At 69.0% G+C, this 24,744-nt stretch carries 12 protein-coding genes; 5 read left to right on the top strand and 7 right to left on the bottom strand.

Annotated features, from left to right (window positions below; all coding sequences use genetic code 11):
- Positions 1 to 84 precede the first annotated feature (84 nt).
- Positions 85 to 1,029: a hypothetical protein gene (locus I5071_RS18675; RefSeq protein WP_236606825.1), complete on the bottom strand. Its 945-nt coding sequence runs from the start codon at positions 1,027 to 1,029 to the stop codon at positions 85 to 87.
- Between the two features lie 190 nt (positions 1,030 to 1,219).
- Here I5071_RS18675 and I5071_RS18670 point away from each other — a divergent pair, with 190 nt between their 5' ends.
- From I5071_RS18670 to I5071_RS18655, 4 genes are all read left to right on the top strand, one after another.
- Positions 1,220 to 3,073 carry a hypothetical protein gene (locus tag I5071_RS18670; RefSeq protein WP_236606824.1) on the top strand — a complete coding sequence of 618 codons (1,854 nt, stop codon included), beginning with the start codon at positions 1,220 to 1,222 and terminating at the stop codon, positions 3,071 to 3,073.
- A gap of 115 nt (positions 3,074 to 3,188) precedes the next feature.
- Entirely contained in the window at positions 3,189 to 4,502 is a 1,314-nt protein-coding gene (locus tag I5071_RS18665) for a PQQ-binding-like beta-propeller repeat protein (RefSeq protein ID WP_236606823.1), read from the top strand.
- On the top strand, positions 4,499 to 6,883 hold the full coding sequence (gene rnr / locus I5071_RS18660) for a ribonuclease R (protein WP_236606822.1): 2,385 nt from the start codon (positions 4,499 to 4,501) through the stop codon (positions 6,881 to 6,883). The genes I5071_RS18665 and rnr overlap by 4 nt, the downstream gene beginning before the upstream one ends.
- A gap of 23 nt (positions 6,884 to 6,906) precedes the next feature.
- Entirely contained in the window at positions 6,907 to 8,289 is a 1,383-nt protein-coding gene (locus I5071_RS18655; protein WP_329611174.1) for a thymidine phosphorylase, read from the top strand.
- Positions 8,290 to 8,292: 3 nt separating this feature from the next.
- Here I5071_RS18655 and I5071_RS18650 read toward each other — a convergent pair whose 3' ends face one another.
- The gene (locus I5071_RS18650; RefSeq protein WP_236606821.1) at positions 8,293 to 9,435 is read right to left on the bottom strand and encodes an acyl-CoA dehydrogenase family protein; all 1,143 of its coding nucleotides are present in this window, start codon (positions 9,433 to 9,435) and stop codon (positions 8,293 to 8,295) included.
- Positions 9,436 to 9,599: 164 nt separating this feature from the next.
- Between I5071_RS18650 and I5071_RS18645 the strand changes: the two genes are divergently transcribed.
- Entirely contained in the window at positions 9,600 to 11,867 is a 2,268-nt protein-coding gene (locus tag I5071_RS18645) for a DUF4215 domain-containing protein (RefSeq protein WP_236606820.1), read from the top strand.
- A 62-nt stretch (positions 11,868 to 11,929) separates the two neighbouring features.
- On the opposite strand, the gene I5071_RS18640 is transcribed toward I5071_RS18645, so the two are convergent.
- The 5 genes from I5071_RS18640 to rpoB form a co-directional block, all read right to left on the bottom strand.
- The gene (locus tag I5071_RS18640) at positions 11,930 to 14,389 is read right to left on the bottom strand and encodes a hypothetical protein (protein WP_236606819.1); all 2,460 of its coding nucleotides are present in this window, start codon (positions 14,387 to 14,389) and stop codon (positions 11,930 to 11,932) included.
- A gap of 315 nt (positions 14,390 to 14,704) precedes the next feature.
- Positions 14,705 to 15,382, bottom strand: a complete 678-nt coding sequence (locus I5071_RS18635; protein ID WP_236606818.1) for a succinate dehydrogenase cytochrome b subunit — start codon at positions 15,380 to 15,382, stop codon at positions 14,705 to 14,707.
- A gap of 75 nt (positions 15,383 to 15,457) precedes the next feature.
- Positions 15,458 to 16,081 (bottom strand): GNAT family N-acetyltransferase, encoded by a 624-nt coding sequence (locus I5071_RS18630; protein ID WP_236606817.1) that lies wholly within the window; start codon positions 16,079 to 16,081, stop codon positions 15,458 to 15,460.
- A gap of 105 nt (positions 16,082 to 16,186) precedes the next feature.
- A complete protein-coding gene (rpoC, locus tag I5071_RS18625; RefSeq protein ID WP_236606816.1) occupies positions 16,187 to 20,362 on the bottom strand; it encodes a DNA-directed RNA polymerase subunit beta' in 4,176 nt (1,391 codons plus the stop codon).
- Positions 20,363 to 20,370: 8 nt separating this feature from the next.
- On the bottom strand, positions 20,371 to 24,576 hold the full coding sequence (gene rpoB / locus I5071_RS18620; RefSeq protein WP_236606815.1) for a DNA-directed RNA polymerase subunit beta: 4,206 nt from the start codon (positions 24,574 to 24,576) through the stop codon (positions 20,371 to 20,373).
- Between the last annotated feature and the right edge of the window lie 168 nt (positions 24,577 to 24,744).

Below are 24,744 nucleotides of genomic sequence, written 5' to 3'. Positions count from 1 at the left end.
AGAAGGGCCGACGTGCGATTGGCACGCACGATAGGCTCTCGATGGCTCGAGCCTGAACGCTGATTCAGTGCGTTTCGTCGGTGATCACTCCGCGGCGCACGGATGACCAGCGCCGTAGTCGCTGCGCTCCGGACCGAGGTTGACGATCGTCACCGCGTCGGCGAGCACGCGGACCGCCTCGCACCCGATGCGCACCGGCGGGCCTTCGCTCGGACGGCCCCACGCCTCGATGCGCAGCACGTCGTCGGTGGCCGCGGGCAACGGGATGTGGATCGCGACGTAGAGCCCGTCGGCGTGCGTGTGCGTGCCTTGCTCGGACGGGAACGAGTCGCCGTCGAAATAGTGGAAGTGCGGATCGGACGGCTGCTGACCGTCTTCGATGCGCGTCGATCCCGAGTACGCGCGGATCTCCGCGCCGTACACCGGGGTCCCGGCGCAGTCGACGACGGTGCCCGCGAGCAGCGCGGTGCCGGGCGTGCGCACGATGTCGAGCACTGCGGGGATGAGCCCGAGCGTGCCCGCCGAGACCGCGTTGCCGGTCACCGCCGAGTCCGCAGCGGCCGGCGCGGGCTCGTTGTACTGCATCGAGTCGATGACCGTCGTCGCGGCGGTGGCGCCCTCGCGCGGGAAGACGCGGTACGCGTACCAGCCGTCCGCCGGGAGCGAGACGGTCGCGTCACCGTCGGCGTTGGTCATGAATTCCACGCACCCCGGCGCGCTGCACGCGTCGCGAACCACGTTGTCCCGGAAGAGCCAGACTCGCGTGTTGCCCACTGCCGCGTCGGACTCGAAGTCGCGCAGCTGGAACAGCGTGCCGACGTCGGCGCCGGACGCGGGCTGCGTCGCGGTGCCGTTGCACGCGTAGTCCGCGGCGCCCGTCGCCGGATTCAGCTGCGTTCCGGTCGACAGCACTGGAAGGCTGCTGGCGCCGGCGTCGGGATCGGCGGGGGCGTCGTCGCCGCCACAGCCCACGACGCTCAGCCCGAGCGCGACGAGCGCCACGTTCCACGAAGCGAATCTTGAGTCCATCGCAGTCCCCTCTCCCTGCGCTCCCACGCGGGGCGCCGGCATCCTCTCACGAAAACGCGATGGCGAGCGTGCCAGTCGGATTGCCCCTCTCGCGAGCGGAGCACGATATCGACGGGTCGCGTCGAAGAGAATCGCTCCTCCGCGCCCTCGTGCGTCGTCGCACGAGCGCCGTGGTATGAGCGGCGAGCGAATGACCGGACGCGCACCCAATGCCTCCCTCGCGACCTTCGTGATCGCGTCGCTCGCCTTGGTCGCGTGCGACTCGTGCGAGCGTGGAGGGCCCGTTCCGTTCGGCCTCGACGGCGGCGGCGCGGCGCGCCCGCGCACCGAGGGCCCGGGCACGAGCGAGACGCCGCAGCGACCCGACGCGCCGGCGCGCGCGCCGATGGTCGCGCGCGAGCTCCCCGACGGCACGACGCAGGTGGAGGTCGAGGGTGCGTCGATCGCGATCGAGGGCGAGAGCCTGCGCGCGCTGGGCGCGATCGATCTCGATCGCGACGGGGATCGCGACGTCGTGCTGGTGACCGGCGGCAGCGCCGCGCACGGGCCGCGCGTGCTCTTCGTGGCGCGCGACGGCGCCGCGTTCGCCGCGCCGAGCGAGCTCGCGAGCACGCCCGCGCTCGCGACCGGGTGCACGATCGATCGCGCGAGCCTGCGCGGGCTCTCCGATGATCGCCTCGTCGCGCAGGCCGACGCGAGCTGCGCGTCGAGCGACACCCCGCGCGTGCTCCACGTGATCGCGATCGCGGCCGAGGCGCGCCCCCGCGTGCTCGAGCGCTTCGTGCTGCGCGCGCGCGCCGCAGACGAGTCGCTCGCGCTGCGCGTCGAGGATCGCGACGGAGACGGGCACGCGGATCTCGTCGCCGATCTCGCGCTGCGTGCCGAGGGCGTCGACGCGCCGGCCGACGTGTCGTTGGTGTTCCTCGATCGCCCCGCGGGCCTGGCGCGCGACGCGACGGAGCCCGAGGCGCGCATCGCTGCGCTCGCGCAGGAGGCGCGCACTGCGCTGCGCCGTCATCCCGATCGCGCGCGCGCCGGCGCATTGCGCGCGCTGACGCTCTGGGACGCGCTCTGCCGCGAGCCGGGGCGCGCGCGGCTCGAGATCGGCGGCGCGGCCGGCGTGCCCTGTGGGCGCTCGGCGGGCGCGGGTCGCGCGCTCGCGGTGCTCGCGCAGTCCGCGGCGCGCACGAACGATCCGCTGCTCGCGCTCGACGCGCTCTCGCGTCTCGACGCGTCGTCGCCGATCTCGGTGCGCGACGGCGAGCGCGACGCGGCGCGCAGCGCGCTCGACGGCCTCTCCGACGCGGCGCTCACGATCCACGAAGGCCCTGCGCTCGAGGCCCCGCGCGAGCGCGGGCCGCGTCGATCGGTGCTCGCGTTCCTCGGCGAGGATCGCCTGCTCGTGCGCGGTGGTGCGCCGCGGGTGATCGCGCTCGCGAGCGGCGAGGAGCAGCGCGGCGCCGCCGCCGAGGGCTCGCTCGCGATGGTCGATCCGTCCGCAGGCCGGCGCCTGGTGGCGATCGAGCGTCGATGTGCGGGCACGGTGCTCGTGATCGGCCCGGTGGACGCGCTCGCCGATCTCGGTGGTGCGCGCCACGACGCGCTGATCGCGCCGCGCCGTCCTCCGCCGGGCGCGCCGTGCCCCGACCTCACGCCCGCGCTGCGCGCCGACGAGGACGGCTGGCGCGCGCTGGGCTGGGCCCCCCAGGGCGTGCTGCTCGCGCGTGGGACCGAGCTGCGCGTGGTGCCGCTCGACGTCGAGGGGCGCGCCGCGGGTGATCCCGTGGTGCTCGATGCGGGCGCCGCGATCCCCGCGCCGATCGCGCCCGGTCACGCCACGTCGGACGCGCGGATCTACGCGTACGCGACCCACGCGGGCCTGGTCGTGATCACGCTCGCGCCCGAGCGGCGCGCCGAATTCGTGCGCCCGACGGGATGGGTCGCGCCCGAGGGCGCGTCGATCGACGTCGCGATCTCGCCCTCGGGGCGGCGCCTCGCGTGGATCGCCGACGGGCGGGTGCGGTGGATCGAGCGCGCGCCCTGAACAAGACGGGAACGCCGCTTTCTGCTACAGGTGGCCCGGCCAGGGGAGGGCTGACCCGCGCGTGAGACCACGCTGCATCGCCACCGCCCCGTCCTTCCCGCGTACAACTCGCCCCATGCCGAGCCGTTTCTTCGTTCCATGCGCGTCCGCGCTCGCCGCGCTCCTCGCGTCGTGCGGCCCCGCGATGCCGCAGCCCGGGCCCTGCATGTCGGATCGCGAGTGTCGCGGCGATCGCATCTGCCACGAGGGCCGGTGTCGCTTCGAAGAGGAAGTGCGGACCGAGCTCGCCGAGCGGAACCGCGCGCTCTCGAGCGGCGGGGAAGTGGGCGCAGATGCGGGCACGCCGGTCGAGCCGAGCACGCCCGACGCGGGCACTCCGATCGCGCGCCCGACCGAGCTCCCGATGTTCATGGGCGGCCCGCGCCACACCGGTCGCACCGCGGCCGCGGGCCCGGCGTCGGAGCCACGCGTTCGCTGGGTCCATCACACCAGCGCGCGCGTGCACGCCGCGCCGATCCTCGGCGCCGACGGCACCGCGTACGTCGGCTCGACCGACCGTAGCTTCGTCGCGATCGCGCCCGACGGCTCGCTGCGCTGGCGCTACGCGGGCGCGGATCGCTTCTACGCGTCCGCCGCGATCGCGAGCGACGGGACGATCCTGGTCGGCAACCACGACGGCTCGGTCGTCGCGCTCACGCCGCAAGGGCAGGTGCGCTGGCGCCGTACGCTCGGTGCGCCGGTCGATGCGAGCCTCGCGATCGACGAGGACGGCACGATCTACGTCGCGGCGGACGGCCTGTGGGCGCTCGATCGCGCCGGCAATCCGCGGTGGCACGTCGCGACGGCCGAGGCGCTTCGCACCGCCCCGGCGATCCATCCGAGCGGCCTCGTGATCGTCGGCACCACCGACGGCCGCGTGATCGCGGTGCGACGCAACGGCGAGGTCGCGTGGGAGGCGCGCGCCGGCGCGAGCGTCGACGGAGGCGCGTCGATCGCCGACGACGGCACGATCTACGTCGGGAACGATCTCGGCGAGGTCCTCGCGATCGCGCCGGGCGACGGCACCGTGCGCTGGCGCTACCAGGCCGAGGGAGACGTGCGCGCGACACCTGCGATCGCGCGCGACGGGACCATCGTAGTGGGGAGTGACGATCGCTCGATCCACGGCATCGCCCCCGACGGCACGCAGCGCTTCCGCGTGCGCACGTCGGGTCGCGTCCGGGCCTCGGCGCGCATCGACGCGGAGGGAAGGATCTACGTGGGCTCGCAGGACGACTACCTCTACGTGCTCGCTCCCGACGGCACGCTGATCTACCGCCACAACCTCGGCCACGACGTGGACTCCACCGCGGCGATCGGCGAGGGCGGCGTGCTGATCGTCGGCACCGACGACGGCGGCATCTACGCCCTCGAGGCGACCTCCCGATGAGCACCACGAAGTCGATCGGCCGCGAGCAGGTGATGAACGCCCTGCGCGCGAGCGGCGGGCGCAGCCTGCACGTGATGGAAATCGTGCAGATCCTCGGCGCGCCCAAGAGCGCCAGGGACGAGGTGCGCGATCGCCTCCAGGACCTGAAGGAGCTCGGCCTCGCGAAGGAGCTCCCGGGCAATCGCTACAAGGTCGGTCCCGGCCGCAAGCACGCCGCGCCGCCGCCGCCCGAGGCGTTCGTGACGAAGCCGCGGCACAAGCGCGAGGCCGAGCAGGAGGCCGCGGAACGCTTCGAGAAGCCGCGCGCACCCGGCGGTCCGGCGGTCACGGGCTGGCTCACGATCACGCCGCGCGGCTTCGGCTTCGTCGCGGCGGACGACGGCGGGCCCGACGTGTTCGTGTCGGCGCGCAGCCTCGCGAACGCGATGCACGGCGATCGCGTCGAGGTCAGCGCGCGACGCACCGAGAAGGGCCGCGAGGGCGAGGTGCTGCGCATCGTCGACCGCGGTCTGTTGCGCATCGCGGGCCGCCTCACGCGCGCCCGCCGCGTGTACCTGATCGAGACGCACGACGCGCGTCTGCCCGAGGTGTTCCGCGTCAGCGGCACGCTCCCGCTCGAGACCGAGCCGGGCTCGGACGTCGTCGCGCAGATCACGAAGTACCCGGAATTCCCGGGCGAGATCCCCGAAGCGCGGGTGCTGCGCGTGCTCGGTCCGCGTGGCTCGGCCGAGGTCGAGATCGCGAAGATCCTGATCCGCGAGGGAGTGGTCGAGGAGTTCCCCGAGGACGTCGTGCAGGAGGCGCTCGGCTTCCCCGCGCAGGTGCCGGATCACGACATCCGCGAGCGCGAGGATCTGCGCCACCTCGATCTCGTCACCATCGATCCCGAGGACGCGCGCGATCACGACGACGCGGTGTGGGCCGAGCAGACGCCCGACGGCTTCCGCGTGATCGTCGCGATCGCCGACGTCTCGCACTACGTGCGCGAGGGCAGCGCGATCGATCGCGAGGCGCTCACCCGCGGCACCTCGATCTACCTTCCTGGCCGCGCGATCCCGATGCTCCCGCCGGAGCTCTCGACGAACCTCGCGTCGCTGGTGCCCGACGAAGATCGCCTCACGCTCGCGGTCGAGGTGCGCCTCGGCAAGCTCGGCAAGATCCTCTCGCACCGCCTGATCGAAGGCGTGATGCGCTCGAAGGCGCGCATCAGCTACGGCGGCGCGGCGCGCGCGCTCGGCCTCACCGAGGACGCGCCGCGACAGGAGAGCGCCGAGCAGCACCTGCCGCTCTTGAAGGTGCTCCACCAGATCTCGCGCCGCCTGCGCGCGCTGCGCAATCGACGCGGCGCGCTCGGCTTCGAGCTGCCCGAGGCGAAGGTGCTGCTCGACAAGAGCGGCGAGCCGCGCGACGTGATCCGCTCGCGCAGCGACGCGGGCATCAAGGAGGCGTACGAGATCGTCGAGGACCTGATGCTCCTCGCGAACGAGGTCGTCGCCGAGGACCTCACGCGCCGCAAGGTGCCCGCGATCTTCCGCGTCCACGGCAAGCCCGATCCGAACAAGGTCGAGACGTTCGCCGCCGTCGCGGAGGCGTTCGGCCACGCGCTCGAGGAGAACGCCGCGGAGAGCCCGAAGAAGCTCCAGAAGTTCCTCGATCGCATCGCGGGCACGCCGCACGCGCAGTCGCTCGGGTTCCTCCTGCTGCGCGCGATGCAGCAGGCGAGCTACGACACGCGCAACCTCGGTCACTTCGCGCTCGCGGCGCGCGACTACCTGCACTTCACGTCGCCGATCCGTCGTTATCCCGATCTCGCGGTGCATCGTGTCGTGCGCGCGCTCGCGCGCGGCGAGCGCATCGAGGCCACCGCGCTGCGCGAGAAGCTCCAGCAGCAAGCGCAGCAGTCGAGCCGCATGGAGCGGCGCGCGATGACGGTCGAGCGCGAGTCGGTGAACCTCTATCGCTGCCTGCTGATGAAGGATCGCGTCGGCGAGGAATTCGAGGGCACGATCACCGGCGTGACCGAGCACGGCCTCTGGGTCTCGCTCGATCTCCCGTTCGTCGAGACGCGCGCTCCGATCGAGCGCCTCGGCGAGGACTACTACGAGCTCGATCGGCTCGGCATCCGCCTCGTCGGTCGTCGCTCGGGCCACTCGTTCGCGCTCGGCGGTCGCCTCACCGTGCGTCTCGAGTCGGTCGTGATCGAGCGTCGCGAGATGGTCGCGGTGCCGATCACGCTCCCCGAAGCGCGTCGCACCGAGCGACGTCGCAGCGAGCGCCCGCGTGCGCACGCCGAAGAGCCGCGGCGCGAGCGTCCCTCGCGCGCACCGCGCCCCCAGAAGCCCGGCAAACACCGCGATCGCGGCCCGCGCCGCAGCCGCTGAACGTCACGAGAACCACGAAGATCATGCAGTCCCGCGCGAACGCGAAGAAGAAGACGACGACGAAGTCGAAGCCCGCCGCTGCCGAGCAACCACTGCCCACGGTCCCCGAGCTCATCGTGCGCAAGCGCGAAGGCGGCCGGCTCACCGCGCGCGAGATCCAGCACCTCATCGAGGGCTTCACCGCGGGCACCGTCGCCGACTACCAGATGAGCGCGCTCGCGATGGCGGTCCTGCTGCGCGGCATGGATCCCGACGAGATCGTCGCGCTCACGCTCGCGATGCGCGACTCGGGCCTCGTCGTCGACACCAGCGACATCCCGGAGACGAAGGTCGACAAGCACTCGACCGGCGGCGTCGGCGACAAGGTCTCGCTCTGCCTCGCACCGATGGTCGCCGCGTGCGGCGTCGCAGTGCCGATGGTCAGCGGTCGCGGGCTCGGCCACACCGGCGGCACGCTCGACAAGCTCGAGGCGATCCCCGGCTTCTCGGTCTCGATGAGCACCGAGCAGTTCGTCGCGCAGGTGCGCGACATCGGCTGCGCGCTGATCGGTCAGACCGCGGACATCGCGCCCGCCGACAAGCGCCTCTACGCGCTGCGCGACGTGACGGGCACCGTCGAGAGCATCCCGCTGATCACCGCGAGCATCCTCTCGAAGAAGCTCGCGGAGGGCATCGACGGGCTCGTGCTCGACGTGAAGGTCGGCCGCGGCGCGTTCATGAAGTCGCTGCCCGACGCGCGCGCGCTCGCGACGTCGCTGGTGCGGGTAGGGGGCCTCGCGGGCAAGAAGGTCACCGCGATCCTCACGCGCATGGACGCGCCCCTCGGACGCACGATCGGCAACGCGCTCGAGACCGCCGAGGCGTTCGAGATCCTGCACGGCCGCGGCCCGAAGGATCTTCTCGAGATCACGCTGGTGCTCGGCGCGGAGATGCTGCGCCTCGGCGGTGTCGCGAAGACGAACGCGCAGGCGCGCAGGATGCTCGAGGCGTGTATCGCCGACGGCAGCGCCGCCGCGAAGATGCGTGAGATCGTGCGCGCCCAGGGCGGCGATCCGCGCACCGTGGACGAGCCCGATCGACTCCCGCGCGCGTCGCAGGTGATCGACGTGCACGCGCCGAAGACCGGATGGGTCCTCGGCATCGACGCGCTCGAGCTCGGCCTGACGGGCGTCGCGATCGGCGCGGGCCGCACGCGCGCCGATCAGGCGGTCGATCCCGCGGTCGGCATCGTCATCAAGAAGCACGTCGCCGAGAAGGTGAAGAAGGGCGAGGCGCTCGCCGAGCTGCACCTCGCCTCGGGCGTCGACCCGGATCCCATCGCGAAGCGAGTCGCCGCGGCGTGGACGATCGGGACCCACAAGCCGCGCCCGAAGCGCGCGGTGCTCGACCTGATCCGCAGTGCCTGAAGGTCAGTAGCCTTCGGCCTTCGAGATGATCTCGTTCATGATCTCTCGAGTCCCGCCGCCGATCGGATAGAGGCGCGCATCGCGATAGAGGCGCTCGACGAGCACCTCGCGCATGTAGCCCATGCCGCCGTGGATCTGCACCGCTTGGTCGCAGACGAACGAGCACGCGTCGGTCGCGACGTTCTTCGCCATCGCCGCGAGGGCGGGCACCTGCTCGCCCTTCGCGTGACGCACCGCGAGCTCGCCCGTCAGCGCGCGCGCCGCCGCGATGCGCGATGCCATGTCGGCGAGCTTGTGTCGGATCACCTGGAATCCGGAGATCGACTTGCCGAACGCGACTCGCTCCTTCGCATATCGAATCGACTCGCGATAAGCGAGCTCCGAGATCGCGACACACTGCGACGCGAGCAAGAGCCGCTCTTGCGCGAAGTTCATCATGATCGAGATGAACCCCGCGTTCTCGATCCCCACGAGGTTCTCGGCCGGAACGCGGCAGTCCTCGAACGTCAGCTCGGCGGTGTCGCTCGCCCACCAGCCGGTCTTCTTGAGCTTCTTCGACACGTGGAAGCCGGGCGTGCGCGACTCGATGATCAGCAGCGACACGCCGCCGTGCCCGGGCCCTCCGGTGCGCACCGCGGCAGTGACGAAGTCCGCGCGAGCGCCCGACGTGATGAACGTCTTGCTCCCGTTCACCACGTAGAAGTCGCCGTCGCGCGCCGCGCGCGTCCGGAGCGACGCCACGTCGCTGCCCCCGCCGGGCTCGGTGATCGCGAGCGCCGAGATCAGCTCGCCGCGCAGCGTCGGCGCGACGAAGCGCTCCTTCTGCGCATCGGTGCCCGAGTGCACGATCGGCGGCAGCGCGATCCCGTGGGACCCGAGCCCGACCGTCGTGCCCACGCTGCGGCCCGCGAGGATCATCTCCTCGGCCGCGACGACCACGTGGGTCACGTCGCCGCCGCTCCCGCCGACCGCCTCGGGATAGCCGGTGCCGAGCACCCCCGCGGCGCCCGCGCGCCGGTAGAGCTCGACCGGGAATTCCTCTTCTTCTTCCCAGTGATCCGCGTGCGGCGCGATCTCGCTCTGGGCCCAGCGACGCACCTGCGCGCGAAGCGCGGCGTGCTCCTCGGTCTCGAACAGGTAGGTCATGGCGCGGCGAGCCTATCACCGACTGAACCGTCATTCATAGACGGGGGCAAGTGACCCCAGGTCATTGACCCGATTTCAGTTCGATTTCGACCCCGTGTACGCTGCCTGCGCAGCTTGCTCTTTGGCAGGGGAAGGGGGTCGTGATGAGAAGTCGATCGAATGCGATGGGTGCCGTCGTGCTCGCGCTCGCGCTCGCTACAGTCGGGTGCGGCGACGACGACGGAGGGGATCCCGGAGACGCGTCGGTGGGGACCGACGCGCAGGTGCGCAGCGATTCGGGGCCGTCCACTGGTCGGTGCGGCGACGGCACCGTCGATGACGGCGAGGAGTGCGACGACGGCGGGCGCCTGGCCGGGGATGGATGCTCGGCGGCGTGCGAGCTCGAGTGCGGCGATGGCGTCGTCGGCACCGGCGAGCTCTGCGACACCGGCATCGGCGAGGGCGAAGAGGGCGCTTGCCCGACCGACTGCGACGACGGCATGGCGTGCACCAGCGACACGCTGTCGGGCACCGATTGCTCCGTCGAGTGCGTCCACGGCGACATCACGGCTGCCGCGGATGACGACGGCTGCTGTCCGCCCGATGCGAACGCGTCGACCGACAACGACTGCGCGGGCTCGTGCGGCGACGGCTTCGTGACCGGCACCGAGGCGTGCGACACCGCGATTGCGAGCGGCACGGTGGGCGCCTGCCCGGCGTCGTGTGACGACAGCATGAGCTGCACCACGGACTCGCTCACCGGGGGCGGCACCTGCGACGCGGTCTGCACGAACACGCCGATCACGACGCCCGGCGCGGCGGACTCGTGCTGTCCTCCCGGCGCGACCCTCGCGAACGACCCCGACTGCGCGATCGCGTGCGGTGACGGCGTCGTCTCGGCCGGCGAGGCCTGCGACACCGGCATCACGTCGGGCGCGGGCGCGTGCCCGACGACCTGCAACGACGGCGCGGCCTGCACGACCGACATGCTCGTCAACGCGGGCACCTGCGCCGCGACCTGCACCTCGACCGCAATCACCTTGCCGGCGAACGGCGACGGCTGCTGCCCGCCGGGCGCGACGATCGCGAACGACTCCGACTGCACCGCGACGTGCGGCGACGGCGTCGTGAGCGGCGGCGAGGCGTGCGACACCGGCATCACGTCGGGCGCGGGCCGCTGCCCGACGACGTGCACCGACGGCATGAGCTGCACGCGCGACGTGCTCACGGGCGCCGGCACCTGCGCTGCCACGTGCTCGTATCCCGCGATCACCGCGCCCGCACCGTCGGATGGCTGCTGCCCGCCCGGCGCGACCATCGCGACCGACAACGACTGCCCGGTGCGCTGCGGTGACGGCGTGCGCTCGCCGAGCGAGGCGTGCGACACCGCGATCGCCAGCGGCGCGGGCGCGTGCCCGACGACGTGCAGCGACGGAATGGTCTGCACGACCGACACGCTCGTGAACGCCGGCACCTGCAGCGCGGCGTGCACTTATCCGCCGATCACGACCCCGGCGGCGGGCGACGGCTGCTGCCCGACGGGCGCGAACATCGGCAACGACAGCGACTGTCCGCGGCGCTGCGGCGACGGCGTGATCACCGCGCCCGAGACCTGCGACGACGGAAACACGGCGAACGGCGACGGCTGCAGCGCCACGTGCACCACCGAGGTCGTTCCCACCGGCTTCCGGGTTCGCGACATGGACCTGCTCGACCCGCACGCATTCGCGAACGTGCTCGGGTGTCTCGACATCACGAACCTCGACCTGTTCGGCCAACAGGGCGTGAATCCTCTGATCCAGACGCGGCTGACGACCGATACGTCGCCGAGCGCCGATGGAGAGCTCGACCTCAATCTCCTGGTCGCGTTCACGCCGCTCGCGCAGGCGGCGGGCAGCAGCACCACCGGACACGTCGTAATGCCGGATTGCACTGCCCCGCTCTCTTCGACGATGTGCACGCTCCCGGCGGGCGCCGATCGGTCTTCCGGCCCGGTGAGCAGCTACGGATCGCCGATGGTCTGCCTCCAGGCGCTGGATGGCACGACGGGCGGCTACTCACCCGCAGTCGCGTCCACGACCGCAGCGGCGGGAGCCGCGTGCTTCACCGCCGACATCGGTGAGCTCACGATCAATCTCGCAGGCATTCCGATCACCCTGAGTGACACGCGCATCGCGGGTCGCTGGTCCGGCAATCCCGCGAGTGCGATCACGAACGGGCTCATTCGCGGGTTCCTGCCGGTCGCAGTCGCGGACGGGATCGTCATTCCGCCGGGCACGACGGGGCAGGCGGCGATCGACAACCGCCCCCTCTCTGCGCTCTTCCGCGGCGGCATGAATAACTGCTCGCAGGCGGCGCCGACGCGAGGCGACCGCGATACGCACATGGGCATGGACGGCTGGTGGCTCTATCTGAGCTACGTCGCCGACCGAGCCCCGTATACGGAGCTGTGAGAGCTCGCGGAACGTGGTGAGAACGGCTCGGCGCGATCGCGCCGAGCCGTTTGTCATGTCGCTCACCGCACGAGGCGCAGCTCCCAGAAATCACCGAGCACGCGCACGTCGTCCGACCAGGCCGCGCGTCCTCGCGCGCCACCGTAGACGAAGATCCGCTCCGGCACGCCGGCGATCACGTTGGACCCTGCGACCGCGACGTGCAGCGCGCGACCGAGCGGCGCACCGTCGCCATCGGTCGCGGGCTGCAGCCGCGTGAAGCGAACGGCCCCGGCTGCCGACTCGACGAGATACAGCTCGTTCGTGTAGCCCTCGGAGAGCTGCCCGCCGAACATCAGCGAAGGTCCCGTCGTGATCGTGTGGCCGCTCCGCGGCGCGGGGATGTCGCCCTCGATCGCGAGCTCGGTCCAGCGCGGCGGAGTGCTGCACGTCCCGAGCTCGAACGCGTCGAGCTCGGCGGAATGCGGCGCACCTCCCACCACGACGAACGTGCTCGAGTTCGCATCGATTGCGAAGATCGCTGCCGCAGTCCGGGGGCTCGGGGGTGTCCCAGCTGTCGCCAGCGTCGTCCAGGTGCAGCCCGAGTCTTCGTGCTCGCAGTTCATCAGACTGACGTCGCCGGTCGCCGCCTCGCTCGCCGAGACGCCACCGAAGACCGCGAGATCACCACCACACCTGTTCGCGTTCGAATCGAAGAAGATCCCGTCCGCACGCGCATGAGCTGCAGTCGGCGTCCCCGCGAGCTGTCGCGCGATCCATTGCGAGCCGCGCAGGACCCACGTCGTCGAATCCGCGAACGTGCCCGCACCCGTACGACCTCCGGAGAATCCGAAGACCTCTCCGAAGCTCTGGAAGCTGGCCGCGTAGCGCGCCTCCGGACGACCCGCGACGGGATCGGGGCTCGCGTCGACCGGACGGAATCCATTGAACGAGCCGGCGCTGAACGCCCAGAGCTCCGACGTCGGCGTCCGCTGGAGGTCGGCGCCACCGAACAGAACGATGTCCGGCCCGACGACGCCTGCGATGCTCGAGAACGTCGGCGTCGGGACGGTCGCGCCGAACACGTGCACGTTCGTCGCTGCGGTCGCGTTCGACGACAACGCGAACAGCTCGTACTCCGCATGCGCGAACAGCGAGCGTCGGCCCGGGACCAGCAGAAATCGGTCGTCCTCGTCGTCGTGACCAATCCATCCGAGAACTCGCGAGGGCCGGCCGACGGTGGCAACGACCGGCGCGACCGCGAGGTCCGCCAGTGTCAACGTCCAGAGCCCGGCCGCGGTGGCCCCTTCGCCGATGCCGGCGCCGAAGACCACGCGATCCTCGCGACCACGTGCGGCGATAGGAGCCAGCATCGGCAACGGCAAGCGCGCCTCCGTCTCGACGAGGCCGCCGCTCGGGTTCGCGAGGTCCACGACGTGCACGCGGTCACTGGCCCTCGAGGCCGCCAAGTCACCGCCGCCGAGCACGTACGCCCGCGCACCGTCCTCGCTGATGACCCACGCTCCGAAGAGCGCATCTGTCGGTTGGTCCTGCGCGACACGCTCGAGCGTGAGGTCGGGCCCGCCGAGGCCCAGCGACCAGAGCTCGACCGGCTGGTCGTCCGCCGCCCGGGCGGCGAACAGCGCGCGATCCCGCCTCTCGTCGATCACGACGCTGAGCCCGAGCACGGCACCCATGAGCGCGTCGCCGCCAGCGACCGTGAGCTCGCGCCATGACTCTGCGCCGCGAGTCGCGACGTCGAGCGCGAACACTTTGAGCCGAGAGTCTCCCGCGTGGACCTGCAGGACGAGCAGGCGCCGGTGACGCCGATCCCATGCGCGTGGCGAGAACTCCACGCGAGGAGGCGCTCCGGTCGGGCGCAACTGCACGAAGCGATCGTCGTGAGGAACGTGCTCCCACAGCTGAGCCGGAATCGACGTCTCCGCCATCGTCTGGATCAGCATCCTGCCGTGATGCGGATCGAAGCTCGCGAAATCGATCCGCGCGCGGTCGGGCCAGTGCTGGATCCAACGTGTCGTGTTCGGCACGATCACCGCAGGGCCCGCGGCAACCACATTGGACTCGAGCTCACCGTCCGACGCTCGCGCCTCGACGTAGACCATCGCACCCGCCGTCAGGCTCGCACCGGCGAGCCGTAGCTGTCGGGTCGTGTTCGGCAGCTCGGTGGCATCGACACGCCATCGATACGAGATGGTCAGCGTATCGCCGTCGGCGTCGCGAGCGCTGGTGGGCAGCCCCTCGAGCGTGTCACCTTCGACCGGTCGATAGTGGCTCAGGCCGACGCTCCGTAGCGTCGGTGCGGTATTCGCAATCGTCACCGAGGCCCGTCCTGGCGCGCCGCGCCGCCCGTCGAGCGCCACCGGAGTGACCTCGACAGTCCAGCGATCGCCCCGGGACGTGACGTCGGGCTCGACACGTTCACTGGAGACCTCGGCATCGAGGTCGTTCCGCAACCAGCGGTACTCGTAACGAACCTCTGCGCCGTCGGCGTCGACGCTCGGCTCGACGATCGATGCGATCAACGCGTCATCCGTACGCGGCGCGGCGGGCGCGATCTCGATGACCGGCGAGCTCGGAACGGCAGCGTCGACACCCGCGTCGCTGACCGCGGCGCACGTGCACATCTCCTCGCCCAGGCAGACGAACTCGGTTCCTGCCGGACACGCACACCGTTCTTCGTCTGGGTCGTACTCGAGGTCCCCGCAGCGAACTCGATCGTCACAAGCGCTCGCGATGCACGCGAGCACACCCAACACCAACGCGCGATTCTGCATGGCGACGGCCCCCATCGCGCGCTGTCTTGCTCGGTTGCGCTCGTCGTCGCAACCGGCGCCGCTTCAGGGCACCAGCACGCCCGCCCACACCGCGATCGGCATCGACGCGAACCCCACGCACACCAGCGCGGCCAGCGCGATCGCGACCACGTTGCGCGTCTTGTCGACCTGCGGGTCCACGAGCCCGAGCGTCTGGAACAGGCTCGACACCCCGTGCGCGAGGTGGACCGTCAGCGCGCCGTTCGCGACCACGTAGAACGCCGCGACCCACGGCACCTGGAAGCTGCGCACCACGTTGCCGTAGTAGTCGTGCGGATCGTGCGCGAGCCCCGCGGGCATCGCCGCGCCGACCGTCAGATGGAGGATGTGATAGACGAGGTAGAGCCCGACGATCGGGCCCGTCCAGCGCATCGTCCGCGCCGCGTACGTCGTCACCACGTCCTTCTTCACGTGATAACGCTGCGGCCGGGACTCGAGGCTGCGCCGCGTGATCACGATCGACGTCCCGACGTGCACCACGATGCCCGCGATCAGCACGCCACGGATACCCCAGAGCATCGCGGGGCTCTCCTTCAGCGCGTCGTAGTACCCGTTGAACGCATCGCGCCCGAGGAACAGGTGCAGGTTCGAGTACAGGTGGTTGAGCAGGAAGAAGAACCACCCCGCGCCGCTCAGCGCGAGGAGCGTCTTCAGGAAGAGCGACGTCGAGAGCGAACGAGCGCGGAGCGATACGGCCTGCACGGCGACACCTCGTCGAAATCGGCCCGAGGATGGGCTCTACCTGGATGACGTGCCAGCACTTCGTGACGTGACATCTCAGCCACGCGCGACGGACCTCTCGAGCGCGTCGAACGCCTCGTACCCCACCTTCGACGCCGCGCTCCGCCGGAGCTCGTCGGCGAAGAGCGACCACACCATCGTGTCGCGCTCTCGCCCCTCGGGATCGAGCGTGCGCCGGCGCAGCGTCGCGTCGTGGGTGTACCCCAGCCGCCGCGCCACCGCCGCGCTCCGTGTGTTCCGCGGATCGCAATGGATCTCGACGCGCCCCACGTGATGCACGTCGAACGCGACACGCGTCAGCGCGCCCGCCGCTTCGGTCACGTACCCGCGTCCCTCGTGCGCCGCCGAGATCCAGTACCCGATCTCCAGCGCGTGCGGACCGATCCGCGCGTGGAGCCCGATGCCGCCCATCAGCTCGCGCCCGCTGGCGTCGAAGATCCCGTACACGAGATCGCTCCCGCCGCGATCGAGCTCCGCGCGCACGCGGCGGATCCACCCGAGCCGCGACTCGACGGTCGTTGCCTCCGTCGTGGCCCACGGCATCCAGCGCAGGTGCTCGAGGTTCGCCTTCAAGAGCTCGCCCGACGCCACCGCGTCGGAGGGCTCGTATCCGCGCACCAAGAGCCGCTCGGTGCGCACCGAGTACACGGGAGCTTCCATCCCGCGCTCATAGCGCACCAAAGCGAAAAGGGCCGCGAGCCATCGGCCCGCGACCCTCTTCACGACTGATTGGCACCCTCTGCGAGGGTGCCAATCAGTCGGCGCTCACTCCTCTTCGGAGGCCGCCGCCATCAGGTCGTCCGCGGGCGAATAGTCGCTCGCCGCCGACCCGTCCTCGACGATCATGTCGAGGCGCTTGTAGGCCGAGAGGCCCGTACCGGCCGGCAGGAGGCGTCCCATGATGACGTTCTCCTTGAGGCCGCGGAGCTCGTCGACCTTTCCGTTGATCGCCGCCTCCGTGAGGACCTTCGTGGTCTCCTGGAACGAGCTCGCCGAGATGAAGCTCTCCGTGCTCAGCGAGGCCTTCGTGATGCCGAGCAGCAGCGGCTCGGCGATCGCGGGGGCTCCGCCACGCGCGAGGACCTTCTCGTTCTCGCGCTCGAACACGGCCTTCTCGACCTGCTCGTCCATCAGGAAGTTGGTGTCGCCCGGCTCCTTCACTCGGACGCGGCGCAGCATCATCCGCACGATCGTCTCGATGTGCTTGTCGTTGATGCCGACGCCCTGGAGCCGGTAGACCTGCTGGATCTCGTTCACCAGCCAGGCCGCGAGCTCCTTCTCGCCCTTGATCTTCAGGATGTCGTGCGGGTTGGCGGGGCCGTCCATCAGCGGCTCGCCGGCGCGGACGTAGTCACCTTCCTTGACGGTGAGGTGCTTGCCCTTCGCGATCAGGTACTCCTTCGCGTCGCCCGACTCGGGCTGCACGAGGACCTTGCGCTTGCCCTTGGTGTCCTTGCCGAACGTGACCGTGCCGTCGATCTCCGCGACGATCGCGTGATCCTTCGGCTTGCGGGCCTCGAAGAGCTCGGCCACGCGCGGCAGACCGCCCGTGATGTCCTTGGTCTTCGTGGTCTCGCGGGGGATCTTCGCGAGGATGTCGCCCGCGTCGACCTCGGTCCCGTCCGCCGGGATGATGTTCGAGCCGACCGGGAGGAAGTAACGCGCGAGGTTCTCACCCACGCCCGTCTTCTTCGTCTCGCCGCTCTCGTCCTTGATCGACAGGCGCGGCCGCGCCGACGCATCGCGCGACTCGATGACCACGCGCTGCGAGAGGCCGGTCACCTCGTTGAGCTTCTCCTCCATCGTGACGCCATCGATGATGTCGCCGTACTTCACGATGCCGGAGACCTCGGTGAGGATCGGGATCGCGTACGGATCCCAGTCCGCGAGGACCGTTCCCTTCTGCACGAGCGAGCCCTCGGGCATCTTGAGGAATGCGCCGTAGACGAGGTTGTAGGTCTCCTTCTCGCGGCCCGACTCGTCGACGATCTTCAGGACGCCGTGGCGGTTCATCACCACCACCGTGCCGTCCTTCTTCGTCACCGTGTTGACCTTCTCGAGCTTGACCCGGCCCTCGAAGCGGTTCTCGATGCTCGACTGCTCGATCTTGCCGCGCGCCGCCGCACCACCGATGTGGAAGGTGCGCATCGTGAGCTGCGTGCCCGGCTCACCGATCGACTGCGCCGCGATGACGCCGACTGCTTCACCCGTGTTCACGCGGTAACCGCGCGCGAGGTCACGGCCGTAGCAGAGGGCGCAGATGCCGCGACGGGTCGCGCACGTGAGCACCGAACGGATGCGCACGCTCTCGATGCCCGCCTCTTCGATCTCGCCGACCTTCGACTCGTCGATCTCCTCACCGGCGGCGACGACCACTCGGTCCTCGTCACGCGGGTCGAAGATGTCCTCGAGCGCCGTGCGGCCCAGGATGCGCTCGCCGAGGCCCTGCACGATCTCGCCGCCCTCTTCGAGCTTCGCGATCTCGATGCCGTCGATCGTTCCGCAGTCGTGCTCCGTGACCACGGCGTCCTGCGCGACGTCGACGAGACGACGCGTGAGGTAGCCGGAGTTCGCGGTCTTGAGCGCGGTGTCGGCGAGGCCCTTACGCGCGCCGTGCGTCGAGATGAAGTACTGGAGAACCGTCAGACCCTCGCGGAAGTTCGCGGTGATCGGCGTCTCGATGATTTCACCCGACGGCTTCGCCATCAAGCCGCGCATGCCGGCCAGCTGACGAATCTGCTGGTTCGAGCCACGCGCGCCGGAGTCCGCCATCATGAAGATGGGATTGAAGGAGGCAGTCTCCTTCTTCTCGCCATCCTTGCTGACGATGACTTCGCGGCTGATGCCCTCGATCAGATCGCGCGCGACCTGGTCCGACGCAGCGGCCCAGATGTCGACGATCTTGTTGTACCGCTCACCGTCGGTGATCAGGCCTTCCTGATACTGCTCGATGACGGTTTCGACGTCGGCCTGCGACTGCTCGAGGATCGTCTTCTTCGACGGCGGGATCAGCATGTCGTCCATGCAGACCGACACGCCCGACTGGGCCGCCATCTCGAAGCCGAGGCTGCGCATGCGGTCCGCGAGGAGGACCGTCGCCTTGTTCTGGTGCGCGCGATAGCAGGCGTCGATCACCTCGGTGAGCGCCTTCTTCGTGAGCACGCGGTTCATCAGCGAGAACTCGAGCTTGTCGGGCAGCACCTCGCTCACGAGGACGCGACCGACGGTCGTGTCCGCGAGCTTGCCGTCCACGCGGCACTTGATGCGCGCGTGCAGCTCGATCTCACCCGCGTCGTACGCCATGCGCACTTCGTCGGGCGACGCGTAGATGCCGCGGAAGTTGCCCGTCTTCTCGCTGCCGTCGACGTACTCGCCGCGCGCGAAAGGACGCTGCCGCGTCATGTAGTAGAGCCCGAGGACGATGTCCTGGGTCGGGTTGATGATCGGGCGGCCGTTCGCGGGCGAGAGGATGTTGTTCGTGCTCATCATGAGCACGCGCGCTTCCATCTGCGCCTCGATCGAGAGCGGCACGTGGACCGCCATCTGATCGCCGTCGAAGTCGGCGTTGAACGCGACGCAGACGAGGGGGTGCAGCTGGATTGCCTTGCCCTCGATCAGCACCGGCTCGAACGCCTGGATGCCGAGACGGTGCAGGGTCGGGGCTCGGTTCAGCATCACCGGGTGCTCGGTGATGACCTCCTCGAGGATGTCCCAGACCTCCGGCTTCTCCTTCTCGACGAGCTTCTTCGCGCTCTTGATCGTCGTGACGTAGCCGCGCTCTTCGAGCTTGTTGTAGATGAACGGCTTGAAGAGCTCGAGCGCCATCTTCTTCGGCAGACCGCACTGGTGAAGGCGCAGGCTGGGACCGACGACGATGACCGAACGACCCGAGTAGTCGACGCGCTTGCCGAGCAGGTTCTGGCGGAACCGGCCCTGCTTGCCCTTCAGCATGTCGCTGAGGGACTTGAGCGGGCGCTTGTTCGGACCGGTGATCGTCTTGCCGCGACGGCCGTTGTCGAACAGCGCGTCGACCGCCTCCTGCAGCATGCGCCGCTCGTTCCGGATGATGATCTCCGGCGCGTTCAGCTCGATGAGGCGCTTCAGGCGGTTGTTGCGGTTGATGACACGACGATAGAGATCGTTGAGATCCGACGTCGCGAATCGACCACCGTCGAGCGGAACGAGCGGGCGGAGATCCGGCGGGAGCACCGGAATCACCGTCAGCATCATCCACTCGGGACGATTGCCACTCTCCTTGAAGGCCTCGATGACCTTCAGGCGCTTGGCGTACTTCTTCCGCTTCGCCTCGCTGCTCGACTCCTTCATCTCGGAGCGGAGCTGCTCGGCCATCGCGTGGACGTCGATCTCCTTGAGGAGCTCGAGGATCGCTTCGCCGCCCATGCCGGCCTTGAAGCGGTCGTCGCCGTACTCGTCGAGGAGCTCCTGGTGGCGCTCCTCCGAGAGGATCTCGCCCTTCTCGAGGGGCGTGTCGCCCTTGTCGAGAACGACGTAGCTCTCGCAGTACAGGATGCGCTCGAGATCCTTGAGCGTGATGTCGAGGATCGCGCCGATACGCGACGGAAGGCTCTTCAGGAACCAGATGTGCGCGACGGGCGTCGCGAGCGTGATGTGGCCGAGGCGCTCACGACGCACCTTCGACTGGATCACCTCCACGCCGCACTTCTCGCACACGATTCCACGGTGCTTCATGCGCTTGTACTTGCCGCAGATGCACTCGTAGTCCTTCACGGGACCGAAGATCTTCGCGCAGAAGAGCCCGTCCCGCTCCGGCTTGAACGTGCGGTAGTTGATCGTCTCCGGCTTCTTGACCTCGCCGTGCGACCACTCCCGGATCTTCTCAGGCGAAGCGAGCGAGATACGAATCGCCGAGAACGAGAGCGGATCCTTCGGCTTCTCGAAGAACGAGAAAATGTCCTTCATCGTCTACCTCACTCCTCCTCGGCAACCAGCACGTCGTCGGCCTTGCGCGGCGTGCCCCCCGGACCCTCGATCAACTCGACGTTGAGACAGAGGGCCTGGAGCTCCTTCATCAGGACGTTGAAGCTCTCCGGCAGACCCGCGTCGAGGATGTACTCGCCCTTCACGATGGACTCGTACATCCGAGTGCGGCCCTGCACGTCGTCGGACTTGACGGTCAGGAACTCCTGCAGCGCGTACGCCGCGCCGTAGGCCTCCATCGCCCAGACCTCCATCTCGCCGAGGCGCTGACCACCGAACTGCGCCTTGCCGCCGAGGGGCTGCTGGGTGACCAGCGAGTACGGCCCGATGCTGCGTGCGTGGATCTTGTCGTCCACGAGGTGGTGCAGCTTCAGGATGTACATCACGCCCACCGTCACATCGCGGTGGAACGCCTCGCCGGTGCGACCGTCGAAGAGCACCGTCTGACCGCTGGTGCGCGCCGACACGTGATAGAGCGACGAGCGCTGCTCGTGCTCCTTCGCCGTGTCCTGCACGAGCTGCAGCATGCTCTTGATCTCGCTCTCGTGCGCGCCGTCGAAGACGGGCGACGCGAGCTTGAAGCCGTTCTTGTACTTCTCCGCGAAGGACACGAGCTCTTCGGTCTTGAGCTCGTCGATCAGCGCGCGGGTCTCACCGCGCTTGAAGATCGCCTGCAGGTGCTTGCGCAGTCCGTCGCCACCGAGCTTCTTCTCGGCGATCAGCTCCTGGATCTGCCGACCGAGCAGCAGGCCCGCCCACCCGAGGTGGACTTCGAGGATCTGACCGACGTTCATGCGGCTCGGGACGCCGAGCGGGTTGAGCACGACGTCGACCGGCGTGCCGTCCGGCAGGTAGGGCAGGTCCTCCTCGGGGAGGATGCGCGACACGACACCCTTGTTGCCGTGTCGACCCGCCATCTTGTCGCCGACCTGGAGCTTCCTCTTGATGGCGATGTAGACCTTCACCATCTTGATGACGCCCGGCGGCAGCTCGTCGCCCTTCGAGAGCTTGCCGATCTTCTCCTGGAAGAGGCTCTCGATCGCGCCGACCTGCTCGTTGAGCTCCTCGAGGATCGCCTGGACCTTCTCCTGGCCCTTGTCGATCTCGATGTCCTTCCAGTACTTGCGCGGGATCGGGTCGAGCATCTCCGCAGTGATCTCGCCGCCCTTCGCGAGGAGGACCTTGCCCTTCTCGTCGACGAGCTTCGACTGCGTGGTGCGACCCGTGAGGAGCTTCTTGACGCGGTTGTAAGCGGACTCGCGGATGATCTTCTGCTCGTCCGCCATGTCCTTCTCGAGCTTCGCGCGCTCGGCGTCCTCGATCTCCTTCGCGCGGTCGTCCTTCTCGGTGCCCTTGCGGGAGAAGACGCGCGCGTTGATCACGACGCCACCGACGCCCGGCGGGACGCGCAGCGACGTGTCGCGCACGTCGCCCGCCTTCTCACCGAAGATCGCGCGGAGCAGCTTTTCCTCGGGCGAGAGCTGGGTCTCGCCCTTCGGCGTAATCTTGCCGACGAGGATGTCGCCGCTCTTCACCTCGGCGCCGATGCGCACGATGCCCGAGTCGTCGAGGTCCTTGAGGGCGTCCTCACCGACGTTCGGGATGTCGCGCGTGATCTCTTCCTTGCCGAGCTTCGTGTCGCGCGCGACGCACTCGAACTCCTCGATGTGCACCGAGGTGTAGATGTCTTCCTTCGCGATTCGCTCCGAGATCAGGATCGAATCCTCGAAGTTGTATCCACCCCACGGCATGAACGCGACGACCACGTTGCGGCCGAGCGCGAGCTCGCCGACATCGCAGCTCGGACCGTCGGCGATCACGTCGCCCGCCTTCACGTGCTCACCGGGGCGGACCACCGGCTTCTGCGTGTACGACGTCGACTGATTGCTGCGCGCGAACTTGCCCAGACGATAGATGTCGGGGAACGCGCCCGCCTCGCCCTCGGCCTTCACGACGATACGCGTCGCGTCGACCGAATCGACGATGCCATCGCGCTTCGCGAGGATGCACACGCCCGAGTCGCGCGCGACCTTGCCCTCGAGGCCGGTCCCGACGATCGGCGCGTCACAGCGGACCAGCGGCACCGCCTGACGCTGCATGTTCGAGCCCATGAGCGCGCGGTTCGCGTCGTCGTGCTCGAGGAACGGAATCATCGACGCGGCGACCGAGACCAGCTGATTCGGACTCACGTCCATCAGCGTGATCTGGTCGTGCGGCACCATCACCGACTCGCCGTTGTAGCGAGCGGGGACGAGGCCCGCGATGAGCATCCCGTTCTTGTCGGTCTGCGCGTTCGCCTGAGCGATGTAGTGGCCTTCCTCCTCGAGGGCGGAGAACCACCGCACTTCCTTGGCGACCTGACCGCCTTCGACCTTGCGGTACGGCGTCTCGACGAAGCCGTACTCGTTCACGCGCGCGAACGTCGAGAGCGACGCGATGAGGCCGATGTTCGGACCTTCCGGCGTCTCGATCGGGCAGATACGACCGTAGTGCGTCGGGTGGACGTCGCGGACCTCGAAGCCCGCACGCTCACGGGTCAGACCGCCGGGCCCGAGGGCCGAGAGACGACGCTTGTGCGTCACCTCCGAGAGCGGGTTCGTCTGATCCATGAACTGCGAGAGCTGCGAGCTGCCGAAGTACTCCTTGACCACCGCGGAGACGGGCTTCGCGTTGATCAGGTCGTGCGGCATGAGCGTCTCGATCTCCTGAGACATGCTCATGCGCTCCTTGATCGCGCGCTCCATGCGAACCAGGCCGATGCGGTACTGGTTCTCCATGAGCTCGCCGACCGCGCGCACGCGACGGTTGCCGAGGTGGTCGATGTCGTCGACCGAGCCGCGGCCGTTCTTCAGCTCGATGAGGTGCTTGACGGTGTGGAGGATGTCGAGGGTCGTCAGGACCGACACCTCGAGCGCCGGACGCGCCGGATCCTCTTCCTTGTAGAACTTGTAGTTCAGCTTCAGGCGGCCGACCTTCGAGAGGTCGTAGCGCTCCGGGTTGAAGAACAAGTTGTTGAAGAGGGTCTTCGCCGTCTCGAGCGTCGGCGGATCGCCCGGGCGCAGGCGGCGGTAGATCTCGAGGATCGCCTCGTCCTGCGTGGTGATCTTGTCCGCGTTGAGCGTGTCGCGGAGGTAGCTGCCGACGTTGAGGCCGTCGATGAAGAGGATCTTGAAGCTCTCGATCTTCGCCTCGCGAAGGCGCTCGAGCTTCTCCTCGGTGACCTCTTCGTTGACCCCGAGAAGGACCTCGCCGGTCTCCTCGTCGATCACGTCCTCGGCGCTGACCTTGCCGACGACCTCGGGGAGATCGAGCGGAAGGCGATCGAGGCCCGCGTCCTTCAGCTTGCGGATCGCGGCGCGCGTGAACTTGCGGTTCTTGCGCACGATCACGTCGCCCTCGACCTTGATGTCGCGGGTGGCGCGCTGACCGGGGAGGAGATCGAACTCGATCGAGCGCGCGTACTTGCCGCCCTTCTCGAGGAAGATCGTCTCGGTGTCGTAATAGAACTTGAGCAGATCCTGCGTCGAGTAGCCGAGCGCCTTGAGCAGCACGGTCGCGTGCAGCTTGCGGCGGCGATCGATGCGGACGTAGATGAGGTCCTTCGGATCGAACTCGAAGTCGAGCCACGAGCCGCGGTAGGGGATGACGCGCGCCTGGTAGAGCAGCTTGCCGCTCGAGTGCGTCTTGCCCTTGTCGTGGTCGAAGAACACGCCCGGCGAGCGGTGCAGCTGGCTGACGACGACGCGCTCGGTCCCGTTGATGATGAACGTACCGTTCTCGGTCATCAGCGGGATCTCGCCGAAGTAGACCTCCTGCTCCTTGATGTCGCGGACGGTCCGCTCCGAGCCTTCGCTCTGCGTGTCGTAGATGATCAGCTGGATCGTGACCTTGATCGGCGCGGCGTAGGTCATGCCGCGCTGCACGCACTCGTCCACGTCGTACTTGGGACGCTCGAGCGTGTATCCGACGAACACGAGCTCGCTCGTGCCGTTGAAGTCACGGATCGGGAAGACGCTGCGGAAGACGCCCTGCAGGCCGATGTCTTCGCGCCGGTTGGGAGGAACGTTCGCCTGGAGGAACTTCTCGTACGACCGCTTCTGGATATCGATCAGATTCGGAATGCCGATGATCTGACTGATCTTCGCGAAGCTGTGCCGAATCCGGAAGTTGGTCTGAATCTGCGAGGTCGAGGCCATCGGAACGTACCTCTATGCGTCTTGGTTCGGGAGCCCGGAAGCTAGTCGAAGGACGGGGTAGAACCCCAGAAAACGTGCGGCAGAATCAGGCGACCCAAGTGCGAGCGACTCACGTCGTTCGGGTCGACACCAGCGACTCAGCCGAAAATCGCCGCGGATGCGAGCGGC

The organism is Sandaracinus amylolyticus (assembly GCF_021631985.1).
Lineage (GTDB): Bacteria > Myxococcota_A > Polyangia > Polyangiales > Sandaracinaceae > Sandaracinus > Sandaracinus amylolyticus_A.
Note: the sequence above shows the minus strand (reverse complement) of the source record. Positions and strands in the feature narration are given on the sequence as shown.